This window comes from Arthrobacter sp. UC242_113, assembly GCF_044054585.1.
Classification (GTDB): domain Bacteria; phylum Actinomycetota; class Actinomycetes; order Actinomycetales; family Micrococcaceae; genus Arthrobacter.
The window spans coordinates 1,218,756-1,241,637 of record NZ_CP171968.1; the positions used below are offsets into that span (position 1 = coordinate 1,218,756).

Annotated in this window: 21 protein-coding genes; 12 read left to right on the plus strand and 9 right to left on the minus strand. The window is 63.4% G+C overall.

The genetic code is table 11. The annotated features are described in order from the left end of the window. Nucleotides 1-26: 26 nt before the first annotated feature. The 3 genes from ACHMXB_RS05425 (at nucleotide 27) to ACHMXB_RS05435 (ending at nucleotide 3,477) form a co-directional block, all read left to right on the plus strand. On the plus strand, nucleotides 27-629 hold the full coding sequence (locus ACHMXB_RS05425; protein ID WP_395403436.1) for a dihydrofolate reductase family protein: 603 nt from the start codon (nucleotides 27-29) through the stop codon (nucleotides 627-629). Nucleotides 630-793: 164 nt separating this feature from the next. After that, nucleotides 794-1,717, plus strand: coding sequence for a pseudouridine-5'-phosphate glycosidase (locus ACHMXB_RS05430; protein ID WP_395403438.1), 924 nt, complete (start codon nucleotides 794-796; stop codon nucleotides 1,715-1,717). A 1,274-nt stretch (nucleotides 1,718-2,991) separates the two neighbouring features. Further along, nucleotides 2,992-3,477: a DUF3592 domain-containing protein gene (locus tag ACHMXB_RS05435; protein ID WP_395403440.1), complete on the plus strand. Its 486-nt coding sequence runs from the start codon at nucleotides 2,992-2,994 to the stop codon at nucleotides 3,475-3,477. A 3-nt stretch (nucleotides 3,478-3,480) separates the two neighbouring features. Here ACHMXB_RS05435 and ACHMXB_RS05440 read toward each other — a convergent pair whose 3' ends face one another. Next, nucleotides 3,481-3,768, minus strand: coding sequence for a hypothetical protein (locus tag ACHMXB_RS05440; RefSeq protein WP_395405133.1), 288 nt, complete (start codon nucleotides 3,766-3,768; stop codon nucleotides 3,481-3,483). A gap of 341 nt (nucleotides 3,769-4,109) precedes the next feature. Here ACHMXB_RS05440 and ACHMXB_RS05445 point away from each other — a divergent pair, with 341 nt between their 5' ends. After that, complete coding sequence (locus ACHMXB_RS05445) at nucleotides 4,110-4,691, plus strand: NAD(P)-binding domain-containing protein (RefSeq protein ID WP_395403442.1); 582 nt, start codon at nucleotides 4,110-4,112, stop codon at nucleotides 4,689-4,691. Between the two features lie 228 nt (nucleotides 4,692-4,919). Here ACHMXB_RS05445 and ACHMXB_RS05450 read toward each other — a convergent pair whose 3' ends face one another. The 3 genes from ACHMXB_RS05450 to ACHMXB_RS05460 all read right to left on the minus strand — a co-directional run bounded on the left by ACHMXB_RS05450 (nucleotide 4,920) and on the right by ACHMXB_RS05460 (nucleotide 7,983). Further along, nucleotides 4,920-5,879: a 2-hydroxyacid dehydrogenase gene (locus ACHMXB_RS05450; RefSeq protein WP_395403444.1), complete on the minus strand. Its 960-nt coding sequence runs from the start codon at nucleotides 5,877-5,879 to the stop codon at nucleotides 4,920-4,922. Beyond that, nucleotides 5,876-7,075 (minus strand): pyridoxal phosphate-dependent aminotransferase, encoded by a 1,200-nt coding sequence (locus ACHMXB_RS05455; RefSeq protein ID WP_395403446.1) that lies wholly within the window; start codon nucleotides 7,073-7,075, stop codon nucleotides 5,876-5,878. Before ACHMXB_RS05455 ends, ACHMXB_RS05450 begins: the two co-directional genes overlap by 4 nt. A gap of 155 nt (nucleotides 7,076-7,230) precedes the next feature. After that, nucleotides 7,231-7,983, minus strand: a complete 753-nt coding sequence (locus ACHMXB_RS05460) for a DUF429 domain-containing protein (RefSeq protein WP_395403448.1) — start codon at nucleotides 7,981-7,983, stop codon at nucleotides 7,231-7,233. 213 nt (nucleotides 7,984-8,196) lie between these two features. Here ACHMXB_RS05460 and ACHMXB_RS05465 point away from each other — a divergent pair, with 213 nt between their 5' ends. The 4 genes from ACHMXB_RS05465 (at nucleotide 8,197) to nhaA (ending at nucleotide 11,353) form a co-directional block, all read left to right on the plus strand. Further along, the gene (locus tag ACHMXB_RS05465; protein ID WP_395403450.1) at nucleotides 8,197-8,787 is read left to right on the plus strand and encodes a molybdopterin-dependent oxidoreductase; all 591 of its coding nucleotides are present in this window, start codon (nucleotides 8,197-8,199) and stop codon (nucleotides 8,785-8,787) included. A gap of 10 nt (nucleotides 8,788-8,797) precedes the next feature. Next, complete coding sequence (locus ACHMXB_RS05470) at nucleotides 8,798-9,535, plus strand: ferredoxin reductase (RefSeq protein ID WP_395403452.1); 738 nt, start codon at nucleotides 8,798-8,800, stop codon at nucleotides 9,533-9,535. Next, entirely contained in the window at nucleotides 9,532-9,864 is a 333-nt protein-coding gene (locus tag ACHMXB_RS05475) for a DUF6510 family protein (protein WP_395403454.1), read from the plus strand. The genes ACHMXB_RS05470 and ACHMXB_RS05475 overlap by 4 nt, the downstream gene beginning before the upstream one ends. 145 nt (nucleotides 9,865-10,009) lie before the next feature. Continuing rightward, nucleotides 10,010-11,353 carry a Na+/H+ antiporter NhaA gene (gene nhaA / locus ACHMXB_RS05480; RefSeq protein ID WP_395403456.1) on the plus strand — a complete coding sequence of 448 codons (1,344 nt, stop codon included), beginning with the start codon at nucleotides 10,010-10,012 and terminating at the stop codon, nucleotides 11,351-11,353. 218 nt (nucleotides 11,354-11,571) lie between these two features. On the opposite strand, the gene ACHMXB_RS05485 is transcribed toward nhaA, so the two are convergent. The 3 genes from ACHMXB_RS05485 to ACHMXB_RS05495 form a co-directional block, all read right to left on the minus strand. Next, nucleotides 11,572-12,957, minus strand: a complete 1,386-nt coding sequence (locus ACHMXB_RS05485; protein WP_395403458.1) for an MFS transporter — start codon at nucleotides 12,955-12,957, stop codon at nucleotides 11,572-11,574. 80 nt (nucleotides 12,958-13,037) lie between these two features. Continuing rightward, nucleotides 13,038-15,038 carry an FAD-binding monooxygenase gene (locus ACHMXB_RS05490; protein ID WP_395403460.1) on the minus strand — a complete coding sequence of 667 codons (2,001 nt, stop codon included), beginning with the start codon at nucleotides 15,036-15,038 and terminating at the stop codon, nucleotides 13,038-13,040. A 194-nt stretch (nucleotides 15,039-15,232) separates the two neighbouring features. Beyond that, nucleotides 15,233-15,766, minus strand: a complete 534-nt coding sequence (locus tag ACHMXB_RS05495; protein WP_395403462.1) for a MarR family winged helix-turn-helix transcriptional regulator — start codon at nucleotides 15,764-15,766, stop codon at nucleotides 15,233-15,235. 420 nt (nucleotides 15,767-16,186) lie between these two features. Here ACHMXB_RS05495 and ACHMXB_RS05500 point away from each other — a divergent pair, with 420 nt between their 5' ends. After that, nucleotides 16,187-16,594 carry a hypothetical protein gene (locus tag ACHMXB_RS05500; protein ID WP_395403464.1) on the plus strand — a complete coding sequence of 136 codons (408 nt, stop codon included), beginning with the start codon at nucleotides 16,187-16,189 and terminating at the stop codon, nucleotides 16,592-16,594. 61 nt (nucleotides 16,595-16,655) lie between these two features. On the opposite strand, the gene ACHMXB_RS05505 is transcribed toward ACHMXB_RS05500, so the two are convergent. Continuing rightward, nucleotides 16,656-17,897 (minus strand): amidohydrolase, encoded by a 1,242-nt coding sequence (locus ACHMXB_RS05505; RefSeq protein WP_395403466.1) that lies wholly within the window; start codon nucleotides 17,895-17,897, stop codon nucleotides 16,656-16,658. A gap of 131 nt (nucleotides 17,898-18,028) precedes the next feature. Continuing rightward, entirely contained in the window at nucleotides 18,029-19,087 is a 1,059-nt protein-coding gene (locus ACHMXB_RS05510) for a LacI family DNA-binding transcriptional regulator (RefSeq protein WP_395403468.1), read from the minus strand. Nucleotides 19,088-19,292: 205 nt separating this feature from the next. On the opposite strand from ACHMXB_RS05510, the gene ACHMXB_RS05515 reads away from it, so the two are divergent. The 3 genes from ACHMXB_RS05515 (at nucleotide 19,293) to ACHMXB_RS05525 (ending at nucleotide 22,880) form a co-directional block, all read left to right on the plus strand. Then, nucleotides 19,293-20,141, plus strand: coding sequence for a sugar phosphate isomerase/epimerase family protein (locus ACHMXB_RS05515; RefSeq protein WP_395403470.1), 849 nt, complete (start codon nucleotides 19,293-19,295; stop codon nucleotides 20,139-20,141). Then, nucleotides 20,138-21,148 (plus strand): Gfo/Idh/MocA family protein, encoded by a 1,011-nt coding sequence (locus tag ACHMXB_RS05520; RefSeq protein WP_395403472.1) that lies wholly within the window; start codon nucleotides 20,138-20,140, stop codon nucleotides 21,146-21,148. The genes ACHMXB_RS05515 and ACHMXB_RS05520 overlap by 4 nt, the downstream gene beginning before the upstream one ends. Nucleotides 21,149-21,356: 208 nt before the next feature. Then, entirely contained in the window at nucleotides 21,357-22,880 is a 1,524-nt protein-coding gene (locus ACHMXB_RS05525) for an ABC transporter substrate-binding protein (protein WP_395403474.1), read from the plus strand. Nucleotides 22,881-22,882 lie beyond the last annotated feature (2 nt).

The following is a 22,882-nucleotide window of genomic DNA, read 5'->3' on the forward strand; positions in this document are numbered from 1 at the left end:
ATTAGACCCTGATCCAGAATGGGCGCGTGGGAATCATCGTCGCCAACCTGTTTGTCACCCTCGACGGCGTCTACCAGGCCCCGGGCGGCAGCCAAGAAGACACCGCGGACGGATTCGCCTTCGGCGGCTGGCAGGCGCCGGTGTCCGATGACGAGGCCGGCGCTGCCATCGGCGAGGAGATTAGCCGCATCGACGCCCTCCTCCTCGGCCGGAAGACCTACGACATTTTCGCGTCCTACTGGCCGCACCAGTCCGGCGAGATCGGCGGCACGCTCAACCGGGTGCCCAAGTTCGTCGTCTCCAATTCACTGGTTGCTCCGGCGTGGGCGGGCACCACGATGCTGCCAAATGCAGAGGCAGCGGGCCGGCTCCGTGAAGAGTTCGACGAGGTGCACATGTTCGGCAGCGGCGTCCTCATCCGGTCGTTGCTGGCGGCGGACGTGCTCGACCGCCTCCACCTCTGGCTCTATCCGATCACCCTCGGGCAGGGCAAGCGCATCTTCGACGCCGGGACCGTCCCCGCCTCCTTCCGCCTCGCCGAGCCGGCGCGCACTTTCCCGAAGGGGGCAGTGTCGCTGGTCTACGAGCGAGCGGGCAGCGTGGCGACGCAGGACATGCCGGGCTCGTGATGGGCAAGGTTATCGCATCCATCACCACGTCCGTTGACGGAACCCCGCCGGACCGCCTATAGTCCAGGGCCGCAGCCGGGACCGGTCGCACGGCGATGTCTTGTTGTTGGTTCTCGTGTGAGGGAACCTTGGGGGGTCAGGTCACGTTCTACCGGGAGACCACCGTGGCATCCACTCGCGCCAGCGTAGCGTTCCACGTATCTGAGGAGGTGGCCGCGGCCGTTGCTGGAGGGCGCCCTGTCGTCGCTTTGGAATCGACCATTTTCACTCACGGCCTTCCGCGTCCGCGCAATCTCGAAGTTGCTTTGGAAGCCGAGGATTGCCTCCGCAGTCAAGGGGTCGTACCCGCAACGATCGGTGTCTTCGCCGGCGTTCCGACGGTAGGGCTCAGCCCTGAGCAGATCACGTCGCTCTCCAATGACGGGGCAGTGAAGAAAGTCAGCCTCCGCGATCTTCCCGTAGCTGCTGCTCTTCGGCTTCACGGCGGCACCACCGTGGCAGCGACGGCCTTCCTGGCACACCGGGCCGGCATCAAAGTGTTCGCAACCGGCGGCTTGGGTGGAGTTCACCACGGTGCGGCAACATCCTTCGATGAATCTGCCGATATGACGACCCTGGCTAGTACCCCCATCATCGTCGTCAGCGCCGGCGTGAAATCCATCCTGGACGTGGCGGCCACCCTCGAGCGTTTCGAAACGCTCAACATCCCGGTCGTCGGTTACAGGACCAACAAGTATCCTGGCTTCTACGTTTCCGACTCGGGGTTTGCGATCGAGTACGCGGTCAACACTCCGGGCGAAGTTGCAGCAATCTGCAGCGCACGCGATGACCTGCACATCGAAGCGGCCATCCTGTTGGCAAACCCGATCGCAGAGGACAAGCAGTTCCCTCCGGCCGAGCTCGACGACGTTCTCTCCAGGGCGTGGGCGCAGGCAGAGACGAACGGGATCAACGGGAAGGACACCACACCGTTCCTTTTGGACTTCATTCAGCGCGCTACGAACGGCCGCAGCGTGAATGTTAATGTCGAGGTGTACCGCAATAACGTGTCCCTTGGTGCCGAAGTCGCCGTCGCGCTGACCCGCTAAACCTGAGGAACGGCAATGTTAGGTGCGGTAGGGCAGCGGACCATGCGGGCCACTCATGGTGCTCCTTCAGGGAACCCCGCGGGGCCAGCTTCGGGCTGTCCGACGTCAGCCGACTGACAGTAGCCGGCGACCCTGAGCCGCTGACCACAGCCCATTATGTCGTGCTGAAACCGCGGCCCTTGTCGACCAGGACACCGAGCCGGCGTAACGCCACGCGGTATTGAAGATTTGCGCCGGACCGGATTGGGTCTGATATTTCGCGGGAGTGGAGGGTTTCAGGGGCGTGGCGTGCGGTTCGAGTTCCAGCCCGGACCCTAAGGGGAGTAAGGCGTGATCTGAGTGGCAGAACCGCACTAGCTTTCCCTAGTCCGGAAGAGCTTGCGCTCAACACGGCAACTCCTGAGACTCGATACCAGGCATCTGCGGGCGGGACCGATCATCGAAGTCGAGGTAACCATGGATATGAAACCGGAAGTCGGCGAACCCGATCCGGAATCCTGGCAAGTCGAGTCACTGGAAGGCTTGGTGCGGCGGTTACTGCCTGCAGCAGGACAACGTCCAAACCGCCCTTGGGTTGTAGCGGTGGATGGAAGGAGCGGGGCAGGCAAGACCACTCTGGTCCGTCGGCTACTGGCTCGGGTGCCGGACTCAGCTGTGGTTCATACGGACGATGTGGCGTGGCATCTCGCGTTTTTTGACTGGGCCGATGAACTCCGTGACGGTGTTCTCGAACCGCTGCGCCGAGGTGAGGCAGTCCGTTACCGTCCGCCGGGTTGGGTAACCCGAGAGCGTCCAGGTGCCATAGCTCTACCCGCCGGGCGTTCCGTGGTGTGGGTGGAAGGGAGCGGATCATCACGCCAAACGCTCTCCGACCTGGTCGACGCTTCGATCTGGGTGCACTGCGACAACTGCGAAGCCCGACGTCGACTCCTGGCACGAGATGGCCAGGAAGAGGAAGACCTGCACAGGGAGTGGGAAGCACAAGAAATTCCCTTCTTACTTGAGGACCGGCCTTGGGAGCGCGCTACGGTGATCGTGGCGGGAAGGCCGGCCCTGGAGTACGATCCGAATACCCAAGTAGTAAGCACTCAGCCGGCGCTGGCTCGCGGAGATTAGCCAACTTGTCATCTGCGCCCGCCACTGCCGATGCGGCAACATTGAGCGATTGACGCTCCTGGCAGGCCGGTAGTCCAAATAAATTCCCCTCCTGCGACCGGTAAAGGTGGACCGTCGCCCGGGGTGGTCTCTGGTCCGTCGTCAGGCAGAATGGGGTCGTGAATTCCCCGGATACCGCCGCACCCCGCAAAGCCCAGACCTTCTGGTCCAGCCTCGGAGGCTTTACGTTCGTTGCGCTGTTGCTCCTGACCGGACCCGTGCTGATCGGGATCGGCTCCTTGATGACTGACGCGGATGAGGAGCTCGAGCGCACCGGTGTTCACACCACCGGAACGATCGTTGACTTCGACGACGTCCGGAACGCGTCGAAGCGCGACATCACAGTGCACTACATGTCTGCGGACGGGGCGGAGCACTCCACCTTCGCCTCGGTTGACCATGACCAGCAGCCGAAGGTCGGGGACGATGTCACGGTGATCTACCGTGAGCAGAACCCGAGCCAGGCGGTCGTGGTGGCCTACCGAGACGGCGGCGTCTCCGTCGGCGGAATCGGCGCCCTCTTCACGCTGATATTCACCATTCCCCTGGGGTTGACCCTCATCATCATGAAGTTCCGAAAGCGCCGGAAACAGCGCACCGTGTGACCACTAGTGAAGCCCCGGCGCGACGGCTTGATGGGCCTGTCCATGGAGAGAGAAACAGCAAATACGCCTCGGACAGACGAAACCAGTACGCCTGGCTGCAGCGGGTCCTGAAGGGCCCTGGGTGCGAGTATCTGCTGGACTGATCTGGCGGCTGGTAACCACCCCTACAAGCACCGAGGACGCGAGCCCTGCCCGCAGCGCTGCGTCTGGGTCTGAGTGTTCGCGGTGGCATTCAATAAGTCGGGATTGGATGAAGTTGCGCAGTTGTTCAGCAGCGGCGTCGTTGACGATGGCCGCGCAGCATCGCCATCAACGGTTCCGATTCATCCGCAGGCCGGCAGAACCATATGCCGGCCGATGTGTGGGGCTCGGGAAGCCTGCCACTCACTCACCAGTCTGCGGTGTGAGTATGAGGTCTTGCTGAGCTGGGGGAGCAGGCAGGGGCTTAACTTGAATTGGTCCTGCCCGAGATCTTCAACTTCTGGCCGGCCTTGACTGATAACCTCCAAGCCGACGTACTTACATCCCAACTCCCAACTAAAGCATCCCAACTCTCAACTAAAGGACTTTCGCTTGACTACGTTCGGCATACTCGGCGTCGGGTCCATCGCGTCCTCGATCGTCGCAGGCCTGTGCGAGGCGCCGCAGCGCCCCCGCAGATAGTCCTCTCACCGCGAAGCCAGGCGCGGAGCGGTGATCTTGCAGCACGCTTCCAGACAGCGAGGCTGGCCTCCACGAACCAAGACATGGTCGACCAGAGCGACGCGGTCGTCCTGTGCGTATTACCGCAGCAGGCGGAGGAGGTGGTCGGGCAGCTGACGTCCCGCGTGGACCAGCCCGTTAACAGTGTCATGGCGGGCGTACACCTGTCTGTTCTGCGAAACCTGCTAGCCCCGGCCCGGAACATCGCTCGGAGCATCCCTGCGCCGGCCGTGGCAGCCCGGTCGAGCATCACGCCGATCTATCCGTCAACGGACGCAGCCCGGGACCTGTACCGCCGGCTCGGGGGATACCTGGAAATCGACGATGAGATCGCCTTTGAGTCGGTCTCGGCCGCTTCGGCGACTGTGGGGGCGTTCACTTTCTGCTCCAATACACCGTACTCGCTCGCCCGTCGGCAGCACGGCTGCGGCGGCACTGGGAGACTGTTGTTGTGGAGCCGGGCGGCCGGACCCGTTCGAAGCGCGCGGGTGCCTACTGCCGGAACCCACTAACGACGGCGTTGCCCGCATAGGTGATGGCCTCACCCGTTGTTGCTGATGCATTTCGGTCAATCAAGTTGGCGCCGGACTACCAAGTCCGGCGCCAACTTTGTTGCTGACGGCCCAAATCCCGAAGTAGACACGATATCTGAGTCAGAGAGGTGCGAAAGCTGGCCCATTGTCTCGCCTCCAAGGACCGGCGCTTCATCCAGGCCCAGCGGTACTATTTGTCCGTCCTTACTAGCCGATCGGCGTGGGCGGCTGCTCGCCCCGGAGCACGGCGAGCGCGTTGTCGGCGGCGAGCACTGCCATGGCGGTGCGCGTCTCGACGGTGGCCGAGCCGAGGTGCGGCACGAGTGTCACATTCTCCAGGTCCAGCAACTCGGGGTGGACCTTCGGCTCGTGCTCGAAGACGTCCAGCCCGGCACCGGCGATGACGCCCTCGCGCAGCGCGGCCGCGAGCGCCGCTTCGTCGACGATCGGTCCGCGTGCGGTGTTGACCAGATAGGTGGAGCTCTTCATCGCTGATAGCTGCTCCGCGCCGATCAGATGGTGCGTTGCCGGTCCGTAAGGGCAGTGCAGCGAAATGACATCAGAGACAGTCAGCAACTCGTCGAGGTCGACGCGCCGGGCGCCCAGTTCCGCGGCGATGGCGGGGTCGATCTCGCGGCGTGACTGGTAGACGATGTCCATGCCGAAGGCCTTGGCCCGGCGTGCGGTGGCCTGGCCGATGCCGCCCATTCCGACGACGCCGAGCGTCTTGCCCTGCAGGCTGGACCCGAGCAGGAAGAACATGCCCCACTTCCACGCCTGGCCGGCGCGGATGAGCCGTTCGCCCTCACCGAGCCGGCGCGTTGCCATGAGGATGAGCCCGAACGCGATGTCGGCCGTCGCCTCGGTGAGCACCCCGGGTGTGTTGGTGGCGACGATACCGCGTTCGGTGCAGGCGGGAACGTTGATGTTGTCGTAGCCGACGGCGACGTTGGAGACCACCTTGAGCTGCGGGCCCGCGGCGTCGAGCAGCTCGCCGTCGACGCGTTCGGTGAGCAGGCTCAGGATCGCGTCGGCCCCAGCCACGCGGCGCAGGAGCTCCTCGCGGCCAATCGACTCCGGTCCGGCCCAGGCATCGACCTCATGCTCGGCACGAAGCTTCTCGAGCGCGGCGTCGGGCACCGTGCCCGTAACGACTACCCGGCTCATGCGGTCACGATCCATTCGCGGAGGCGTCCGAGGCCCTCGCGGATGGCTGCCGCCTCGATGCCCGAATAGGCGAGCCGGATGTACTGCCGGTCCTCACCGGGCAGCCGCCGGCCGAAGTGCTCCCGCGTGCAGAAGGAGACGCCGGTCTTGTACAGGGCGTCAGAGGCGAAGTCGCCCACGGCCGTGTAACCCATACGCTCCATGACCTCGGTGACGTCCGGGAACAGGTAGAACGTCGACTGCGGCACGGCGACGCTCATGCCGGGGATGGAGTTCACCAGCTCGCACGCGGTGTCGCGGCGCGTCTGCAGGATGTCCAGCATCTGCTGCACAGAATCCTGGGGACCGCGCAGTGCTTCGACGCCGGCCCACTGCACGTAGTGGGTGGTGCAGGACTCGTCGTTGGTGTTGAGCGTGCTGAGAACCTGGGCGATCTCACGCGGGGCGACGGCGCAGCCAAGGCGTGAGCCGGTCATGGCGAACTTCTTGCTGAACGTGTAGAGGATGACAGTACGCTCGGCCATGCCCGGAATCGAGGTGATCGAGCTCGAGACGCCCTCATAGCGCGTCTCAAAGTAGGCCTCGTCGGAGAGCACCCAGAGGTCGTGTTCGATCGCGAGCTGCGCGACGGCCTCGCGCTCAGCGGCAGTCGACTCTGCCGAGATGGGGTTCTGCAGGTCGTTGTAGATGATCGCGACCGTATTAGGGGTGATCGACGCGCGGATCTGCTCGAGGTCGATCGCGAAACCGGTGCTCGTGGGCACATAGCGGTACGGCACCGCCGTGCCGCCGAGGTACTCGATCTGCGATTCATAGATCGGGAAACCGGGGTTCGGGTAGAGCACTTCCTGGCCCGGGTTCATGACAGCCTGCAGGAACTTCGTGATGACGGGCTTGCCGCCGGTCATCACCACCACATTCTCGGGGGAGAACTTAATTCCGCGGCGGGAGCCGATGTCGTCGGCAAGGGCCTCACGCAGCTGCGGGATGCCGGGGCCGGGGCAGTAGCCGGTATAGCCGTCAGCGATCGCCCGGTTCATCGCCTCCACGATGTTCGGGGCGGTGGGGATGTTGATGTCGCCCAGATGGAAGGGGTACACCAGGTTCCCCTTAGCCTTCCAAGCGGCGGCTGCCTGGGCGACGCTGAAGGCGGTTTCGGTGCCCAGGCGTTCAAGCCGGTGCGCGAGTTGCTGCATATTCCACTCCTCATCGAGTTGGCGTTCGATCTTTAGTTGATCACATCTAGTATAGGACTAATATATTAGATCGCGGAAGTTGATCGGGGGTTGAAACTTCACCGGTCGGCGTCGCGAGGAGGGGCCACCGAGATCGCCAACAGCCCGGTTGGCCCTTAGTTGTTCAGATCGGTGAGCGGCCGTGTTGGCAGATGGATCCAGCCCTCCTCACGTGCTGCAAGGCTCTGGTCCGGGGCGGGTAGCAGAGTGGTTTGGAGTGCGGTGGCGCGGGCTGTCAGGGATGCGATGACGGAATCGAGGAGATCGTCCGAGGCGATCACTTGGTCGCGGTAGGCGTCGAAGTCCAGCCAAGGTGCGGCGGCAGTGAGCTGGCCCAAAATGTTGTCCCTTACTTCAGACTCCGGTCTCCCTCGGCCCTTGTACCCGCGGGCCGAGATGCCCCATATCTTCAAGGACGCGGCAGGGTAGACCTCGACTAGATGTCCGGTGCCATCCCTGGGCTGAACGCCGCAGGCCCGCGCTATTTTGGCTTGGATGACGGCGCAGCGCATGGCCGGATGCGCCAACCGGTCCGCCGAGACACTCAACGGGATCAGGCCCGCTTGATGCGTTACGAACCGGTCGGTTGCCCGGTAGGCCAGTTCGCGGCGTCCGGCCAACCCGTCATGACAGAGGACGGCATCCGGGTCCTCCCGGGAATGACCGAGAAGGAATGAGAGGAAGGGTTCCGGCCAGCCAAGGGGACAGTCAATGCCGGTCACGTCCGAGTCCCGGAAAAGTTCGACGACAGTTTCGTCCGTGACGCCGAGAGACAAGTGAACAAGCCGCGCCTGCCCTTTATGCCATTCAATGACCGCGGCAGCGGTTCTCTTCGGGTCCGCAGCCAGATCAATCCCCAGTGTCTTCACGCAGTCACTCTAACCAGGGCAGAAAGCCCAAAGCCCGGCTCCTTCCTACCGGGCCCCTCGCCCGCCGACAGCTCGTTCTCCTCGCCCACGCATTGGTTCTTGCTCGACGCCCGGCTGGGTCCCGTTGAAGTCTAGACCACGCCCAGAGGTTGCCATATGGTTGGGGCATCAACGGCCGTTGGGCCGGGTGGAGCTCCACTGCGGAGGTGCATCTTGGGTATCATTTCTTCCGGTTTCCGTGGACGGCGGTCCGACAATCCTGCACTGCCTCCTGGGCAGCATGAAACGCATGACTTTCCCGTCCTGACGGCGGGGCCTGCCCCGCTTATACCCGTCGATGAATGGGAGTTTTTCATCACCACGGAGAATGGCCTGCGGCGCTCGTGGTCGTGGGATGAATTCCTGGCCTCGCCACAAGAGGAAATCACTAAAGACATTCACTGTGTGACCAGCTGGTCGAAACTCGGAACAGTGTGGCGTGGGGTTTCCTTGGACACGCTCTTCGAAAACGTGGAAACCACCAGCGACTTCGCCACGGCGCATGCCTTCGGCGGCTACACAACCAATGTTCCGCTTTGGGATCTCCTGGGCGGCAAGGCGTGGGTGGCCTGGGAGTTCGATGGCAAACCTCTTGAACGGGCCCATGGCGGTCCGGCACGGCTCTTGGTGCCACATTTGTATTTCTGGAAAAGCGCCAAGTGGATTCATGGCTTGGAACTGACAGGGGAAGACGTTCCCGGTTTCTGGGAATCGAACGGCTATCATCTTCACGGCAATCCGTGGCGCGAGGAGCGGTACGCGTGAGGCTGTTGCCTTGAGCTCCCTGTGGCATGTCGCTGAGGTGGTGGGCGGGGTACCTGAAAACGCCACAACCCGGACCATTCGGCTGCGCGTGGATGGCTTAATGGGACATCTCGCCGGCCAGCACATTGACATCCGCCTCACCGCCGAGGACGGATACACCGCCATCCGCTCTTACTCGGTGGCATCCGCAAGTATGGATGAGCACCTGGAAATTACCGTTGATGAGCTGCCCGACGGCGAAGTGTCGCCTTACCTTGTCCGGGACTTGTCCGTCGGGGACCAGTTGGAAATCCGGGGGCCAGTGGGTGGCTGGTTTGTCTGGCGGCCGAGCAATGCGCACCGGGTGCAGCTGATCGGGGGAGGGTCAGGTGTGGTGCCGCTGATGTCGATGATCCGCGCGCATCAAGCTTCCAATAATGCGGCCCCTTTCAGGTTGCTCTATTCCCTCAAGTCCCCGGACGCTTCGATTTACCGCGACGAGCTGCGTCGCTTGGACCAGGAATCAGCCAAGCTGATGGTCGACTACGTCTATACACGTTCGACGCCGAAGGACTGGCCGGTCACGCCAGCGCGCCTTACTGCGGACACCCTTTTGGGCAAGATCTTCCCTGCTGATGTGCATCCTGATGTCTTTGTTTGCGGCCAGACAGTTTTCGTGGAGACGGTTGCGGACTGGCTTGTGATGGCCGGCTATTCGCCGGAGTCGATAAAGACCGAACGGTTTGGCGGGACGGGAGGTATCCGGTGAACGGCGCCGACGACTTCGCTGTCCCCGACTCGGAAGATCAGGACATTGCAGCATCACCTCATGACCCGATTCCGTATGTGGACGGGAACGCCACGGCTGGGGCCCTGTCCGAAGTGTTCCGCATCGACATCATCGCAGCCCTCGGACGCTGTAGGCATTGCGGCTCAGTCAGGGCTTTTGGCGAGGCCATGGTCTTCACCGACGCGCCCGGCATTGTGGTGCGGTGCCGCGACTGCCAGGGCGTGCTGCTGAGGTTGGTGGAAACGCCAACGCGATATTGGTTGGATTTGAGCGGGCTCAGCTACTTGGAGATTGACCGCGAGGAGTAGGCCCAGAGTGCGTTTCCGCCACGCCCGATACGTCGGGTATGCCGTCTACGAGCCGGGTGGTGATGTGAATGGGTAGACTGGCTGAAGGTGAGCCGGGAAGTCTGGTCGGCATGTTCTTTGTCGACCCAATGTTTAGGACACCTTCATGAATGACAACCCGTCTGCTTCTCCGCGCTCGTCCGTTTTGGGGCGGGGCAGCTACGGCGAAGTCCTGCGCATCGGCGCGATCTTGCGGAAGGAAACCGTTGGCGGCATCCTGCTGGTGGCCGCGGCGGTTATCGCCCTGATCTGGGCCAATTCCCCGGTTGCCGACAGTTACTTCGCGTTGCGCGACTTCCGCATCGGCTATGGGCCGTGGCATCTGGAGCTAAGCCTCGGGGCCTGGGCTGCCGACGGATTGTTGGCGATCTTCTTCTTCCTCGTGGGCCTGGAACTCAAACGGGAGTTCGTCGCCGGAGACCTCCGCCAAATCAGTAAGTCCGTCGTGCCCGTCGCGGCGGCCGTCGGAGGCGTGGCGGTCCCGGCAGTTATCTATGCGCTGATCAACCTCACCAGTCCTGCGACCCTGCGGGGCTGGGCCATCCCCACGGCAACGGACATTGCTTTTGCCGTGGCCGTGTTGGCCATCATCGGTTCGCACCTGCCCAGCGCGCTGCGGATCTTCCTGTTGACGTTGGCAGTGGTCGATGACCTGATCGCGATTAGCATCATCGCCATCTTCTACTCCAGCGACATCCATGCCGGCCCATTGCTGCTGGCACTCATCCCGCTGGCTGTTTATACGTTCCTGGCCCAAAAGTACCGCCGTTTCTTCGGGACCAAACCCGTTGCGGCATGGGTCATCTTGCTTCCCCTCGGCGTGGCCACCTGGGCGCTGCTGCACGCATCCGGCATCCACGCCACTGTCGCCGGTGTGCTGCTGGGGTTCGCCATCCCGGTGATCCGGTCGCAGGCCAGCGGCGGCCCCTCCGCGGGTCCTGGCCTCTCTGAGATTTTCGAACACCGGTTCCGGCCTATTTCCGCCGGCATCGCGGTCCCGGTCTTCGCGTTTTTCTCGGCCGGTGTCGCCGTGGGCGGTTGGGACGGTCTGATCTCGGCCGTGACCGACCCGGTGGCCATCGGCATCATCGTGGCGCTGGTGCTGGGCAAGCCCGCAGGGATCCTCGGGACGACCTGGCTCCTCACCAAGGCCACCAAAGCATCCCTGGACCGGTCCTTAAAGTGGATCGATGTGTTCGGGATGTCCCTGTTGGCCGGGATCGGCTTCACGGTTTCGCTCCTCGTAGCAGAGCTGAGCTTCGGACAGGGCAGCGCCCACGATGACCACGCCAAGGTAGGTATCCTCGCCGCATCGCTGCTGGCCGCCCTCCTGGCATCGGCAGTTCTGATCACGCGGAACCGTCAGTACCGCGCCGTGGAGGCGGAAGAGGCCATCGACACTGACAGGGACGGCATCCCGGACGTCTACGAAGAAGACCGCCACACATAACCTGAAAACTGCCAGCCACGCAGTCCTCTTCTGTTGTGCGTCAACTCCCTTGCCGGCCTAAACGCATCGCCGCGCGAAGAACCCTCCTAGGAACCCGAGTTTTCGGGCTCCTAGGAGGGTTCTTGCGGTGCGCAGCAGAGGAGGTCCCTCCTTCAATGGCTAATTCTGTACGCGTGGGTTGGGCGTTATCAGCAGGTCCCGGCCCCGCAGCTGGTTGATCAGTTGGTCCGGGCCGCCTCATTTGTGGCGTTGGCGGTTCGGCGGTCAAAGATGAGCGCTCCGACTTCCTGTTCGGCTTGGTTGCGGATGGAAAGGTCCATGCCTGAGCGGTCGCGGACCAAGGATACGGCCACGAGGGAGACAAGGGTCATCCCCACCAGATACAGGGAGACGGCTTCGGTCCCACCTGTGGCCTGGACCAGAGCTGTCGCAATCGTCGGGGCGAAGGCGCCGCCGAGGATCGCACCAAGCGCGTAGGAGATGGAGACGCCGGAGAAACGCACCGAGGCGGGAAACATTTCTGAGTACAGGGCGGCCTGGGGGCCGTAGGCCAATCCCAACCCGAAGCTGAAGATGGTCAGTGCGAGATAGAGCATCGGCAGGGATCCGGTGTTAATCAGCCAGAAGAGCGGGAAGCAAGCCAGCAGTTGGGCGCTGAATCCAACTAAATAGGTCCGCTTGCGGCCGATTCTGTCAGAGAGGTATCCGGCGAGGTAGGTGCAGGCTAGCCAGACGGCGGCACCATAAGCGATTGCGACGAGCACGTCGGTGCGTCCGTGGCCGACCGCGGGACTGGAGGCGTAGCTGGGGATGAAACCCCCGGTTGCCATGTAGCCTGCAGCGTTGTTGCCTGCGAAGATCAGGGCCGCGACGATGACGAGCAGTCCGTGGCGCCGGAACAGCTCGACGATCGGTATTCTGGGCTGTTTCTTGGCCGCGGCGATTTCCTGGAAGACGGGGGATTCGTCCACCGCGCGGCGGACAAAGTAGCCGACGGCAATCAGCACGATGCTTAGGAGGAAGGGAACCCGCCATCCCCACTCGAGGAACGCGGCTCCGGGGGAGACTACACCGGTCATGAGCGCCGTAACACCTGATGCCAGGAGCAGCCCGAGCGGAACGCCCAGCTGGGGGAACGCCCCGGCCCGTCCGCGGTGGTCACGGGGGGCGTGCTCGACTGCCATCAGGACGGCACCTCCCCATTCACCGCCCGCGGAGATACCTTGCAGGATCCGCAGCATGAGGAGCATGACGGGGGCAATAACACCAGCGCTCGCGTAAGTCGGCAGGAAACCGATCAAGGTAGTTGCCGAACCCATAAGGACCAGCGTCAGCACGAGCATGGCTCGGCGGCCGATTCTATCGCCGTAGTGGCCGGCCAGGAAGGCGCCGAGGGGCCGAAAGAGGAAGCTGATCCCGACGGATGCGAACGACAACAGGAGACCGATAGAGGCACCGGCTGGTTCGAAGAATAATTGGGCGAACACCAGGCCGGCGGCCGTGGCGTAAATGAAGAAGTCATACCATTCGACGGTGGTGCCGATGACGGTGGCGAGGGCGACCCGGCGTTGGTTCGTCTTCGAACTGTGGGTGGACATGCTCATGGTTCTCCAGTTGGTGGGAGCGGTGTAATCCGGGGAGGCGGATGAGGTGGAGTAATGCCGGTGGAACCTGACAGGCTTGGTCAGACGGAGAGCGAAATAACCGGAGCGGTGGCGGGCCCACCGGGCAGCGCCGCGGATAGAAGCTCCCTCTGTGGCTGTGGCTGTGGCTGTGGCTGTGGCTGTGGCTGTGGCTGCAGAAGGGGTGCAAAAAAAGCGGCGAGCTCGGCCGTTGCGGTCAGTGGCAGGACGTTTGCCACGTACTGGTCCGGGCGGACCACTACGACGACGCCGTCGCGGCTGAGCCCGCGGAGGTCGAAGATGTCCGCCGTCTGGTCTGTGGCGTAGATCTTCTCGTAATCCGTGAGCTGGAACGGGCCGACTTGGGGTTTGAATACTGCCGGAACGTCAGCGATGTCTACGCTTGTGTGGTCCTGCTGGTAGATCACTTTCACGTCAAACCAAGCGTCGAGGTCCGCGCCCTCAGGGGTGGCCGCAAGCGGGGAGTCAGGCGAGGTGGTGATCCATTCGGCGAACCTCTCGGTGGGCGACTCGGCGCTGGCCTGGGTCGTCCGCGGCGTAGTCGAGTTCGCGAAGACATAGATCCGCCAGCGCCCGTCAGCTTTAGCGTGGTGGCCGAGGTGCGCGGGGTTGGCGTCCGCGACCCGCATTACCGGAGCTGACTTGAAGCGCTTGCCCACCGGGAACCCCGTGGCCAGGTGCTGGTGGTCGGCAGTGCCAACCACCGTGGACGGAGCGTACTGCGTCATGAAGCCTGCGGGGAACTCGGCCGTCCGCACGTAGAAGTCCTCCAGCTCCGCAGGATCCTCGAATTCCTCAGGCTTCTTGGCCATCAGGGTTGACCATTCCTTGTCGAAGTCGATCAGGTTCTTGGCCACCACCTGGCGTTCCTCCGAGTAGGTGAAGAGAAGGCTTTCCGGGCTGCGGCCCTCAAGGACGTGCCCCAACTTCCACGCGATGTTGAAGCCGTCCTGCATGGAGACATTCATGCCCTGCCCGGCCTTGGCGCTGTGGGTGTGGCAGGCGTCGCCGGTGATGAACACGCGCGGCGTTCGGGTACCGCGGTCCTCCGGCAGGACGTCGTCGAACCGGTCCGTGAGCCGGTGGCCCACCTCGTAGACGCTGTGCCAGGCCACGTTGCGCACGTCCACCGTGTACGGGTGCAGGATCTCGTTCGCCTTGGAAATGATCTCCTCGATGCTGGTGCTGCGCACTGCCCCTTTGTTGTTCGGGTCTACCTCGCCCAGGTCAACGTACATGCGGAACAGGTGTCCGCCCTCGCGGGGGATCAAAAGAATGCTGCCTTTTTCACCCTGGATGGCGCACTTCATGCGAACATCGGGAAAGTCTGTGACCGCCAGTACATCCATGACGCCCCAGGCATGGTTGGCCTGATCGCCGGCGAGCGTGCATCCGATCGCCTGGCGCACCTTGCTGCGCGCGCCGTCCGCGCCAACAACGTACTTCGCCTTGACGATGCGCGCCTGGCCCTCGTTCGGGCCCGCGGTATGTAACAGGGTTACCGTAACCGGGTATTCACCCTGGCCCGCCACTTTCAGTCCCTGGAACTCGTAGCCGTAATCAGGCTTCATTCGTGTGGGCGAGTTGGCCATGTATTCGGCGAAGTAGTCCAGCACGCGGGCCTGGTTGACGACGAGGTGGGGGAACTCGCTGATTTCGGCCGGGTCATCCGGGGTGCGGGCCGTGCGGATGATGCGGGAGCGGTCTGCAGGGTCCGGTTTCCAGAATGCCGTCTCGGTGATCCGGTATGCCTCCGCAGTGATTCTCTCGGCAAACCCGAAAGCCTGGAAGGTTTCGACGGTGCGGCACTGGATTCCGTCGGCCTGGCCAATGGCGAGCCTGCCGGGGCGTCGCTCGATGATTCGGGTGGTGATGTTCGGGAACTGCGACAGTTGCGCAGCGGCCAGCATTCCTGCGGGCCCGGTGCCGACAATCAACACATCGACCTCGTCCGGAAGCTGAGCCGGCCTGTTAATGCCGACGCCTTCAGCGGGCTGGACGCACGGGTCCCCGGACACATAGCCGTGATGGTGAAACTGCAAGGATTCCTCACTTCGTTGTAAGCGGTCAGCGTCGAAGCTCGGCAGAACTCGACGCCTGGTACCTAAAAGGTGACTACTTGCCCTTGCCAAGGGCGTTGCGGACTGTTCAGGGATCCGTCCGGGTTACTTCCTGCTTGTTGCGGCGCTTCACCGCGACCGTGCTTTATCCGGGGCGATCCGGATTTATAGTGCGCCTAGTCCTGCGGACGAGGCGGGTGGTGTAGTAGCAGCTTCCGTAACAGTTCAGTAAGGATGGTCGCTTCGGTCCTCGTAAGACCTTCTGCCCAGTCGCTTTCGCGCAGGCTGTTCTTACGCGCAAGCTCTGCTACGCGACCCTCCCCAAGAGGCGTTAGCCGTACAAGGGTTTTGCGCTTATCAGAAGCGTCTGCTTCCCGGGTCACCAACCCGTACTTCTCCAAGGTGTTGAGCAAGCTCGACATAGACGCGCTGGATACGCTCGAGAGCCTTGCCAGCTCATTGGGATAGCCTGCTCCAACCGCCCGGATGGCGAAAAGAAGCCTGAAAGCAGAAAAGCTGAGGCTTCCGGGGCGGTGGACGCTGACTTCGAGGTCAGTGGTGATCCTGTTAGCGAGACGTATCAGATTAAAGCAAAGGGCCATCGCGGCCTCGTCGTACTCCGGAAACATCTCCCTCGTAGAGTCGTTCGCCAGCTTTTCGAACGCAGCGCCACTGAGTCGCGAATCCTGTGGGGTGGTTGATTCGTCCATCGCCTCAGTCAAAGCTCCTAGAGTGATCCACGCTTCGCGCTCCTCATCGTCCCTTTACCCATCGATGCTTCTAATTTACTAGAGGTCTAGCAAATCTGCAATGCCAATTCTTGCCTGACGGCCTAGAAGATCGAATCGGCTGCTAAGTACTATCGCAAGCAGGGAGGCTTCGACGCCTGCTGGCCGGGTGATCGAAAAGCCGGGCTGTAGCACCTGCGTTGGGAATAGATTGAGTCAGAGTCACGTGGTGGTAGGTAGAGGTCTAACTACTTCTGGCCTTCGCGCCGTTCGCCGCAGGGGTGGCGTCGCTGCCGATGACGGTAGTGCTGATTGCCACGGCAGGCATCGTGGCCAAGCACCTCCCGGTGCTCCGCGCGAAAATTCCGACCGCCGTCGGGCCTCTCTTCATGGCAAGCGGCGATGCTGTGGCGGACACAGGTCCCTGCGGACGGCAGCCATGCCGTGAACATGCTACCGGCACTCATCCTGCTCGGCATCGGGTTGGGCACGGTCTTCGTGCCCATGCAGAACCTGGCACTCTCCGGCGTGGAAAAAGACGACGCCGGCGCAGCGAGTGCCCTGGTCAACGCCTCTCAGCAGATTGGCGGCTGCCTCGGCATCGCCCTATTCAGCACTGTCGCCGCTGCAGCTACCGCCGCGGCCGGCGGATCGACAATGGCCGCCCTGTCCAGCGGCTACTCAGCGGTCTTCTTCTGGGCGGCAGGAGTTGCCATCATGATTGCTCCCATTGCGTTGCTGCTGATCAACATCAGCCGCAAAACCTTCAGCGGTACTGCTTCCTCCGACGCCCCCGCAGTTCATCTGTAAAACGCGGTTCAGCTGTATGACGGGCCGGCAACAGCAGGGTCAGGACATCGTCCCGCGGCGTTCAACGGGAATCAGTTGGCTGGGACAGGTACGATAACGCCGCCACCACGTGGGCCTGTACGCCGAGTGACAGCGTCGGGTCGACCAGCGGGGCGAAGGAGGGGGAGTGGTTGGCAGGAATGTCCTGGAAGACGGTTCCGTTGGCGACGGCGGCGCGGTAGGTTTCCGGTTCCACCCCACCGAGGAGCCAGAAAGTGTAGGGAACGCCGAAGGCCTGCGGAATGCGGCTGAAGTCCTCGGACGCCGTCTGTGGCAGGGCGTGCTGAATGGACGTCGCGCCAAAGTGGGAGGTGAAGGCAGCAGTGACGCGATCCGTGACGGCGGAGTCATTGGTAGTGAGCGGGAAACGGTCGTAGTACTCGAACTCCGGTTTCCGCGGGGAGCCAGCCGTGATGCATTCGCCCTTCACGATCCTTTCGATCGCCGCGAGGACCGCCGACCGGACGGCGTCGTCGTAGGTGCGGATGTTCAGCAACAGCGTGGCCTGGTCCGGGATGATATTCGATGTGGCCCCGGCGTTGAAGGCCCCCACGGTGACCACCGCAAATTCTCCCGGCCTGGTCTCCCGGGAGACGACCGTTTGCAGCCGCAGCACGATTGAGGAAGCCAGCACCACCGGGTCGACGGACATGTGAGGCATGGAGCCGTGCGCCCCGGTCCCGTAAACGGTGATCTTGAGCGAGTCCGCCGCGGAAAGGACCGGGCCCGGCTTGGTTGCGATGGTCCCGGCCGGAAGGGGCATCACGTGCTGGGCCAGTGCGACGTCGGGCCGCGGTATTTTGGTGGCCAGGCCGTCCTCGACCATGGCTTTGGACCCGGCGCCTACCTCTTCCGCTGGCTGGAAGAGCACGATGTAGGTCCCGGACCACACGCCGCGGCCGTCCGCCATGAGCTTGGCGGCACCCAGCAGCGTGCTGACGTGGACATCATGACCGCAGGCGTGCATCACGCCTTCCACTTCCGAGGCGTAGGGCAGCCCGGTGGCTTCCGTGACCGGCAGGGCGTCCATGTCCGCCCGCGCCAGGACTGCGGGTCCCTCCCCGCTGGCCAGCACGCCCACAACGCCGGTACCCCCAATGTGCGTCACTTCGTACCCGAATGCCAGGAGCCTGTCCGTCACGAGTTTGGCGGTTTGGTGTTCCTCCAGGCTCAGCTCCGGATGCCGGTGAAGGTTCTTGTAGGTGTCCCGGACCCAACCGAGCTCTGCCTCGATGCCGGCCAACACTGCGCTCACACTATTCACATGGATCACTCCTGATCAGGGCGGCCAGCCCGCCAGACGTTGGTAGTGAAGCTCAGGATAGACCTGGGAACCGGGACGCTGATGAATTCCATCTCCGCGGCGACGCCGTGTCCGTGGCGGAAGCAGAGTGCCTAGCGCGTTCCCGGCGCCGGTCCTGTGGAGCCCCGGACCGTGAGGTGGGTGGGCATCACGGAGCGGCTGCGTGTAACGCCGCCCGCCGCAGGGTTGAGCTGCGCCAGCAGCATGGACACCGCCACGCGGCCTGCCTGCTCGATGGGCGATGCCATGGTTGAGAGCGGCGGATTGCAGAAGTCGGCGCCGAAAATGTCGTCGCAGCCCACAATGCTCATGTCCTCCGGGACACGGATGCCGCGTTCGCGCAGGCGCTGGAGCATGCCGATGGCAATGAGGTCGTTGAACACGATGCACGCCGTCACTCCGCTGTGCACGGCGGCGTCCGCGGCGACTGCCCCGGACTGTGTCTTCGGCGCGAACGGTCCGAGCGCCCGCACTTCCACCCCGCGCTCCTTGGCTGCCTCCGCCAGGGTAGTCCAGCGGCGGGTGCTGGACTGCGAAGTGAGCGGCCCGGCCATGTAGGCGACGTCGGTGTGACCCAGCGAGATGAGGTGGTCAAGGGCCTGGGTGGTGGCGGACGGGGTGTCGATGAGGACTGCGGGAACCCCGGGGACGTCGCGGTTGACCGTGACCATCGGCATCTTCGCCGCAGCGGCAAGCAAGGCCTCGTCCGTCAGCCGGGAGGCAGCCACCACGATTCCGTCCGCGCTCTTGCGCAGTTGCTCCATGGTGCTGGCTTCGACTTCGTCGGATTCCTCCGTATCCACCAGCAGCTGCGTGTACCCGGCGGCCTTGAGCTGGAGCTGGGTACCCCGGATGAGGTCGAAGTAGAAAGGGTTGGTGATGTCAGGTACCAGCACTCCCACCGCACCGGTCCGCCCCGAGCTCAGCGCCTTGGCCTGGCTGTTGGGGATGTAGTTTAGTTGCGCTGCGGCCGCCTCGATCCGCTGGCGCGTCCGGACATTGACGCGGTCCGGGGTGGAGAGCGCCCGGGAAACGGTGGAGGCCGCCACGCCGCAGAGGGCTGCGATGTCGTGGATGGTGGGCGGGCGGTCCACTGCTGCTGCTTGCGTCGTAGCCACGGCGCTCCTCTCTGAACGTGGTGGCCGGACCATTGTGGCCAGGTCAAATGGGCTTCTGTGACTGCCGCCACAGAACCTGTTAGCCAAGAATGCCACAGCTGACAAGGCGTTGGCAACCGGTTGTCATTTTGCCGCAGCCCTCGCTAAGCTGGGGTGGACATTGTTTGTAACTGCCTCACCGCACTGGAGCTGGAATGCGAGCTGCCCGCGCGGCGGCCGCGAAACCCAGGAGACCCGCGTGAGCAAAACAACAACAGCAGTCTGGCCGCTCTCAGGCTTCGGCGATGAGATAGATCCGGACCCCGCGGTGCAGTGTGCGGTATTACTGGCGTTGGGCGCAAGCCACATCGAGGTGCGCAGCGCCTGGGGCACCAACGTCTCCGAGCTGGAACCGCAGCAGGTTGCCGCGCTCAAGGAGATCCTGGATGAACAAGGCCTGAAAGTCTCTGCGGTGGCCAGCCCCATCGGCAAGGTGGACGTGGGCCTCCCGATCGAGCACGAGCTGGACCGGCTCCGCCAGATCATCTCCGTAGCCAAAGGCCTGGACACCAAGTACATCCGCATCTTCTCCTTCTTCCGGGCCGAAGGCCAGAGCGCGGAAGACATCCGCGACGACGTCATGGTCCGCATCGGCGCGCTTGCGGCCCTCGCCGCGGAAGCCGGCGTCGTGCTTCTGCATGAGAACGAAAAGGGCATCTACGGCGACACCCCAGAGCATGTCCTGGACATCATGAAGACCGTGGACTCCCCGGCGCTGCGGATCGCCTGGGACAACGCGAACTTCGTTCAGGTGGGCATCAAGCCCTACACCGAGGGCTACGCCATGCTGCGCCCCTACCTCGAGTACTTCCAGGTCAAGGACGCACTTGCCGCGACCGGGGAGGTGGTGCCCTCCGGCGAGGGCGACGGCGAACTGGACGCCACCATCGCCGCCCTGAATGCGGACGGCTTCACCGGCTTCGCCTCACTGGAGCCTCACCTGGCGAGCGCCCACGAGCTCGGCGGCTTCTCCGGGCCGGCGGCCTTCGGAACGGCGGCCCGCGCGTTCGCAGCGCTTGCCGTGAAAAACGGGGTTGAACTCTCTTGAGGACGACGGCGGCTGTCATCGGCTGCGGCGACGTTTCCACCGTGCACTTCGAAGCGGTGGCAAAGCTCGACGGCGCCGCGCTCGTTGCGGTGTGCGACACGGACCCGCAGCGGCTGGCGTCCGCGATGGCCGCCTGGGGCGTCCCCGGTTACGCCGACCATCTGGCCCTCATCGAGGCCGTTAAGCCTGACGTGGTGCACATTTGCACTCCGCATGACCAGCACGCGGCGGTGGCCGTCGACTGCCTGGAACGTGGCGTCAACGTCATCGTGGAGAAGCCGCTGGCCCACACCCTCGCGGAAGGTCGGCGCTTGGTCGAAGCCGCCTCCGCCGGCGGGGCCAAAATCGCCGTGTGCTTCCAGAACCGGTACAACGCGACGTCGCAGGCCATGCACGCTCTGCTGTCAAGGGGCGAACTGGGGGCCGTGACGGGAGCGTCGGCAACAGTGATGTGGCAGCGCTCTGCCGAGTACTACCAAAGCCGGCCGTGGCGGGGGACCTGGGCCGGCGGCGGGGGAGGCCTGTTGATGAACCAGGCCATCCATACTGTCGACCTGCTCCAATGGCTGGTGGGCGACGTCGTCGCGGTCACCGGAAACGCGTCCACCCGCTTCCTGGGTGAGGCCATAGAGGTTGAAGACACCGCGGAGTTCGTGGCAGAACATGCCGGCGGCGCCCGGAGCGCGTTTTATGCCACCCTGGCCAATTCCTTCAACGCCCCCGTGACGCTCGACGTGGTCACCGAGAAGGCAGTTCTGAGCCTGAGGGGTGACCTCACCGTGACGCACTCTGACGGGCGCGTGGACCTCGTTCCCGAGCGCACGGGCGGCTCCGGGGCCCGGTCCTACTGGGGCGTCTCCCACGAACTGCTGATCAGCGACTTCTACGCCCGCCTGGACGACGCCGATCCCTTTTGGATCTCGCCTGCGGAGGCCGAAAAGTCGCTGCGCATCATCAAGGAGATCTACCGGCAGAGCTACCCGGAACTTACCCACGCGGTCTCCTAAGCCCTTTTTATGGAGCACCCGCAAACCGCGGTTCACTGAGCTGACCAGACAGCTGCAAGTCGGCAATATGAAGTTGTTGCAGCTTTTTTGACAATCGGTTGCCAAATGCGGCAAGAGTCCGTACTGTGAATGTCACGAGGCCGGTGTGGGCCACACCACACCGGCCTTCGTTTGCAAGTGTCACGTTCCACAGATTCAGGAGCCAACAATGAAGTTAGGTCCCAAGGCAGCAGGAGCCGCCCTTGTTCTCAGCGCATCCCTCGCGCTGACCGGTTGCGGCGGTGCTGCCAACTCCGGTTCGGCCGCCGGTGCTGCCACAGCACTGACCCTCGGCACTGTCCAGGACGTACGTTCGTGGGACCCGGCCCAGGCGCACGTTGGCCACGTTCTGCAGCCGTACCAGGCGGTGTATGACACGCTGATCCTGCGCGAACCGGACGGCAAACTCAGCCCGATGCTGGCCACGGCGTGGAAGTACAACGCTGGCAACACCAAGCTCACCCTGGACCTGCGCACGGATGTGACCTTCAGCGACGGCGCCAAGTTCGACGCCGGGGCAGCGAAGGCCAACATGGACCACTTCAAAGAAGCCAACGGTCCACAGATGGCGCAGCTGGCTTCGGTCAGGGACGTGACTGTGGTGGACGCCGACACCATCGACGTCAACCTTACGGCGCCGGACCCCGCGCTGGAATACTTCCTGAGCCAGGCCGCGGGCCTGATGGGCAGCCCCAAGGCCTTGGACACCGAAGGCATTAAGACCGAACCGGTCGGCTCCGGCCCTTATGTCATGGACAAGGCGGCGTCGGTCAAGGACTCACAGACGGTTTTCGGTGCCCGCAAGGATTACTGGAACAAGGACCTGCAGAAGTATCAGAAACTGACGTTCAAGGTCCTGACAGACCTCACCGCCCGCACCAACGCCCTGGTCTCCGGGCAGGTGGACGCCACCATCCTGGACCCCAAGAACGGCAAGCAGGCCGAGGGCGCCAAAATGAAGCTCGCCGCCAACGAGGTCGACTGGCAGGGGCTGCTCCTCCTTGACCGTGAAGGTGCCAAGAACCCCGCGCTGGCAAACGTCAAAGTTCGCCAAGCCATCAACTATGCCTTTGACCGCAAGACCATCCTGGACCAGGTCATGCTGGGTCAGGGCACCCCGACGTCGCAGCCGTTCGGCAAGGCGAGCGGCGCCTGGATGGAAGAGCTGGAAAACTACTACACGTACGATCCGGCCAAGGCCAAGCAGCTTCTGAAGGAAGCAGGCTTTGAAAAGGGCGTCACCCTGGAGATCCCGAGCGTGCCCGGGTTCGAAACGCAGATTTCCGTCATCACGCAGCAGCTGGCAGACGTCGGTATCACCCTGAAGGTCGGCGCGGCGCTGACCAACACGTATACGGCCGATATTGCCGCGCAGAAGTTCACCACCATTTTCTTCTCGCTCTTCCAGGGCCAGCCCACGGTTGCCGTGGACCAGATCGTCTCCACCAAGGCGCTCTACAACCCCTTCAAGAACTCGACGCCGGAGCTGGACGCCAAGATCGCGGCCGTGCGCAACGGCGGCGCCGATGCAGGCAAACTGGCGCAGGAAGTCAACAAGTACGTCGTGGAGCAGGCCTGGTTCGCTCCACTGTTCCGCGTCAACCAGATGTACTACCACAACTCCAAGGTGAACGTGACTCCGCAAATCCAGCAGGCCGTTCCGTCCATCTACAACTACTCCCCGGCCAAGTAGGA

Bases quoted from the DNA above. Each gene is read 5' to 3' on its own strand.
- ACHMXB_RS05450 (WP_395403444.1), bottom strand. From the start codon at position 5,879: ATGAGCCGGGTAGTCGTTACGGGCACGGTGCCCGACGCCGCGCTCGAG.
- ACHMXB_RS05455 (WP_395403446.1), bottom strand. From the start codon at position 7,075: ATGCAGCAACTCGCGCACCGGCTTGAACGCCTGGGCACCGAAACCGCC.
- nhaA (WP_395403456.1), top strand. From the start codon at position 10,010: ATGAATGACAACCCGTCTGCTTCTCCGCGCTCGTCCGTTTTGGGGCGG.
- ACHMXB_RS05485 (WP_395403458.1), bottom strand. From the start codon at position 12,957: ATGAGCATGTCCACCCACAGTTCGAAGACGAACCAACGCCGGGTCGCC.
- ACHMXB_RS05495 (WP_395403462.1), bottom strand. From the start codon at position 15,766: ATGGACGAATCAACCACCCCACAGGATTCGCGACTCAGTGGCGCTGCG.
- ACHMXB_RS05500 (WP_395403464.1), top strand. From the start codon at position 16,187: ATGCTGTGGCGGACACAGGTCCCTGCGGACGGCAGCCATGCCGTGAAC.
- ACHMXB_RS05510 (WP_395403468.1), bottom strand. From the start codon at position 19,087: ATGGTCCGGCCACCACGTTCAGAGAGGAGCGCCGTGGCTACGACGCAA.
- ACHMXB_RS05525 (WP_395403474.1), top strand. From the start codon at position 21,357: ATGAAGTTAGGTCCCAAGGCAGCAGGAGCCGCCCTTGTTCTCAGCGCA.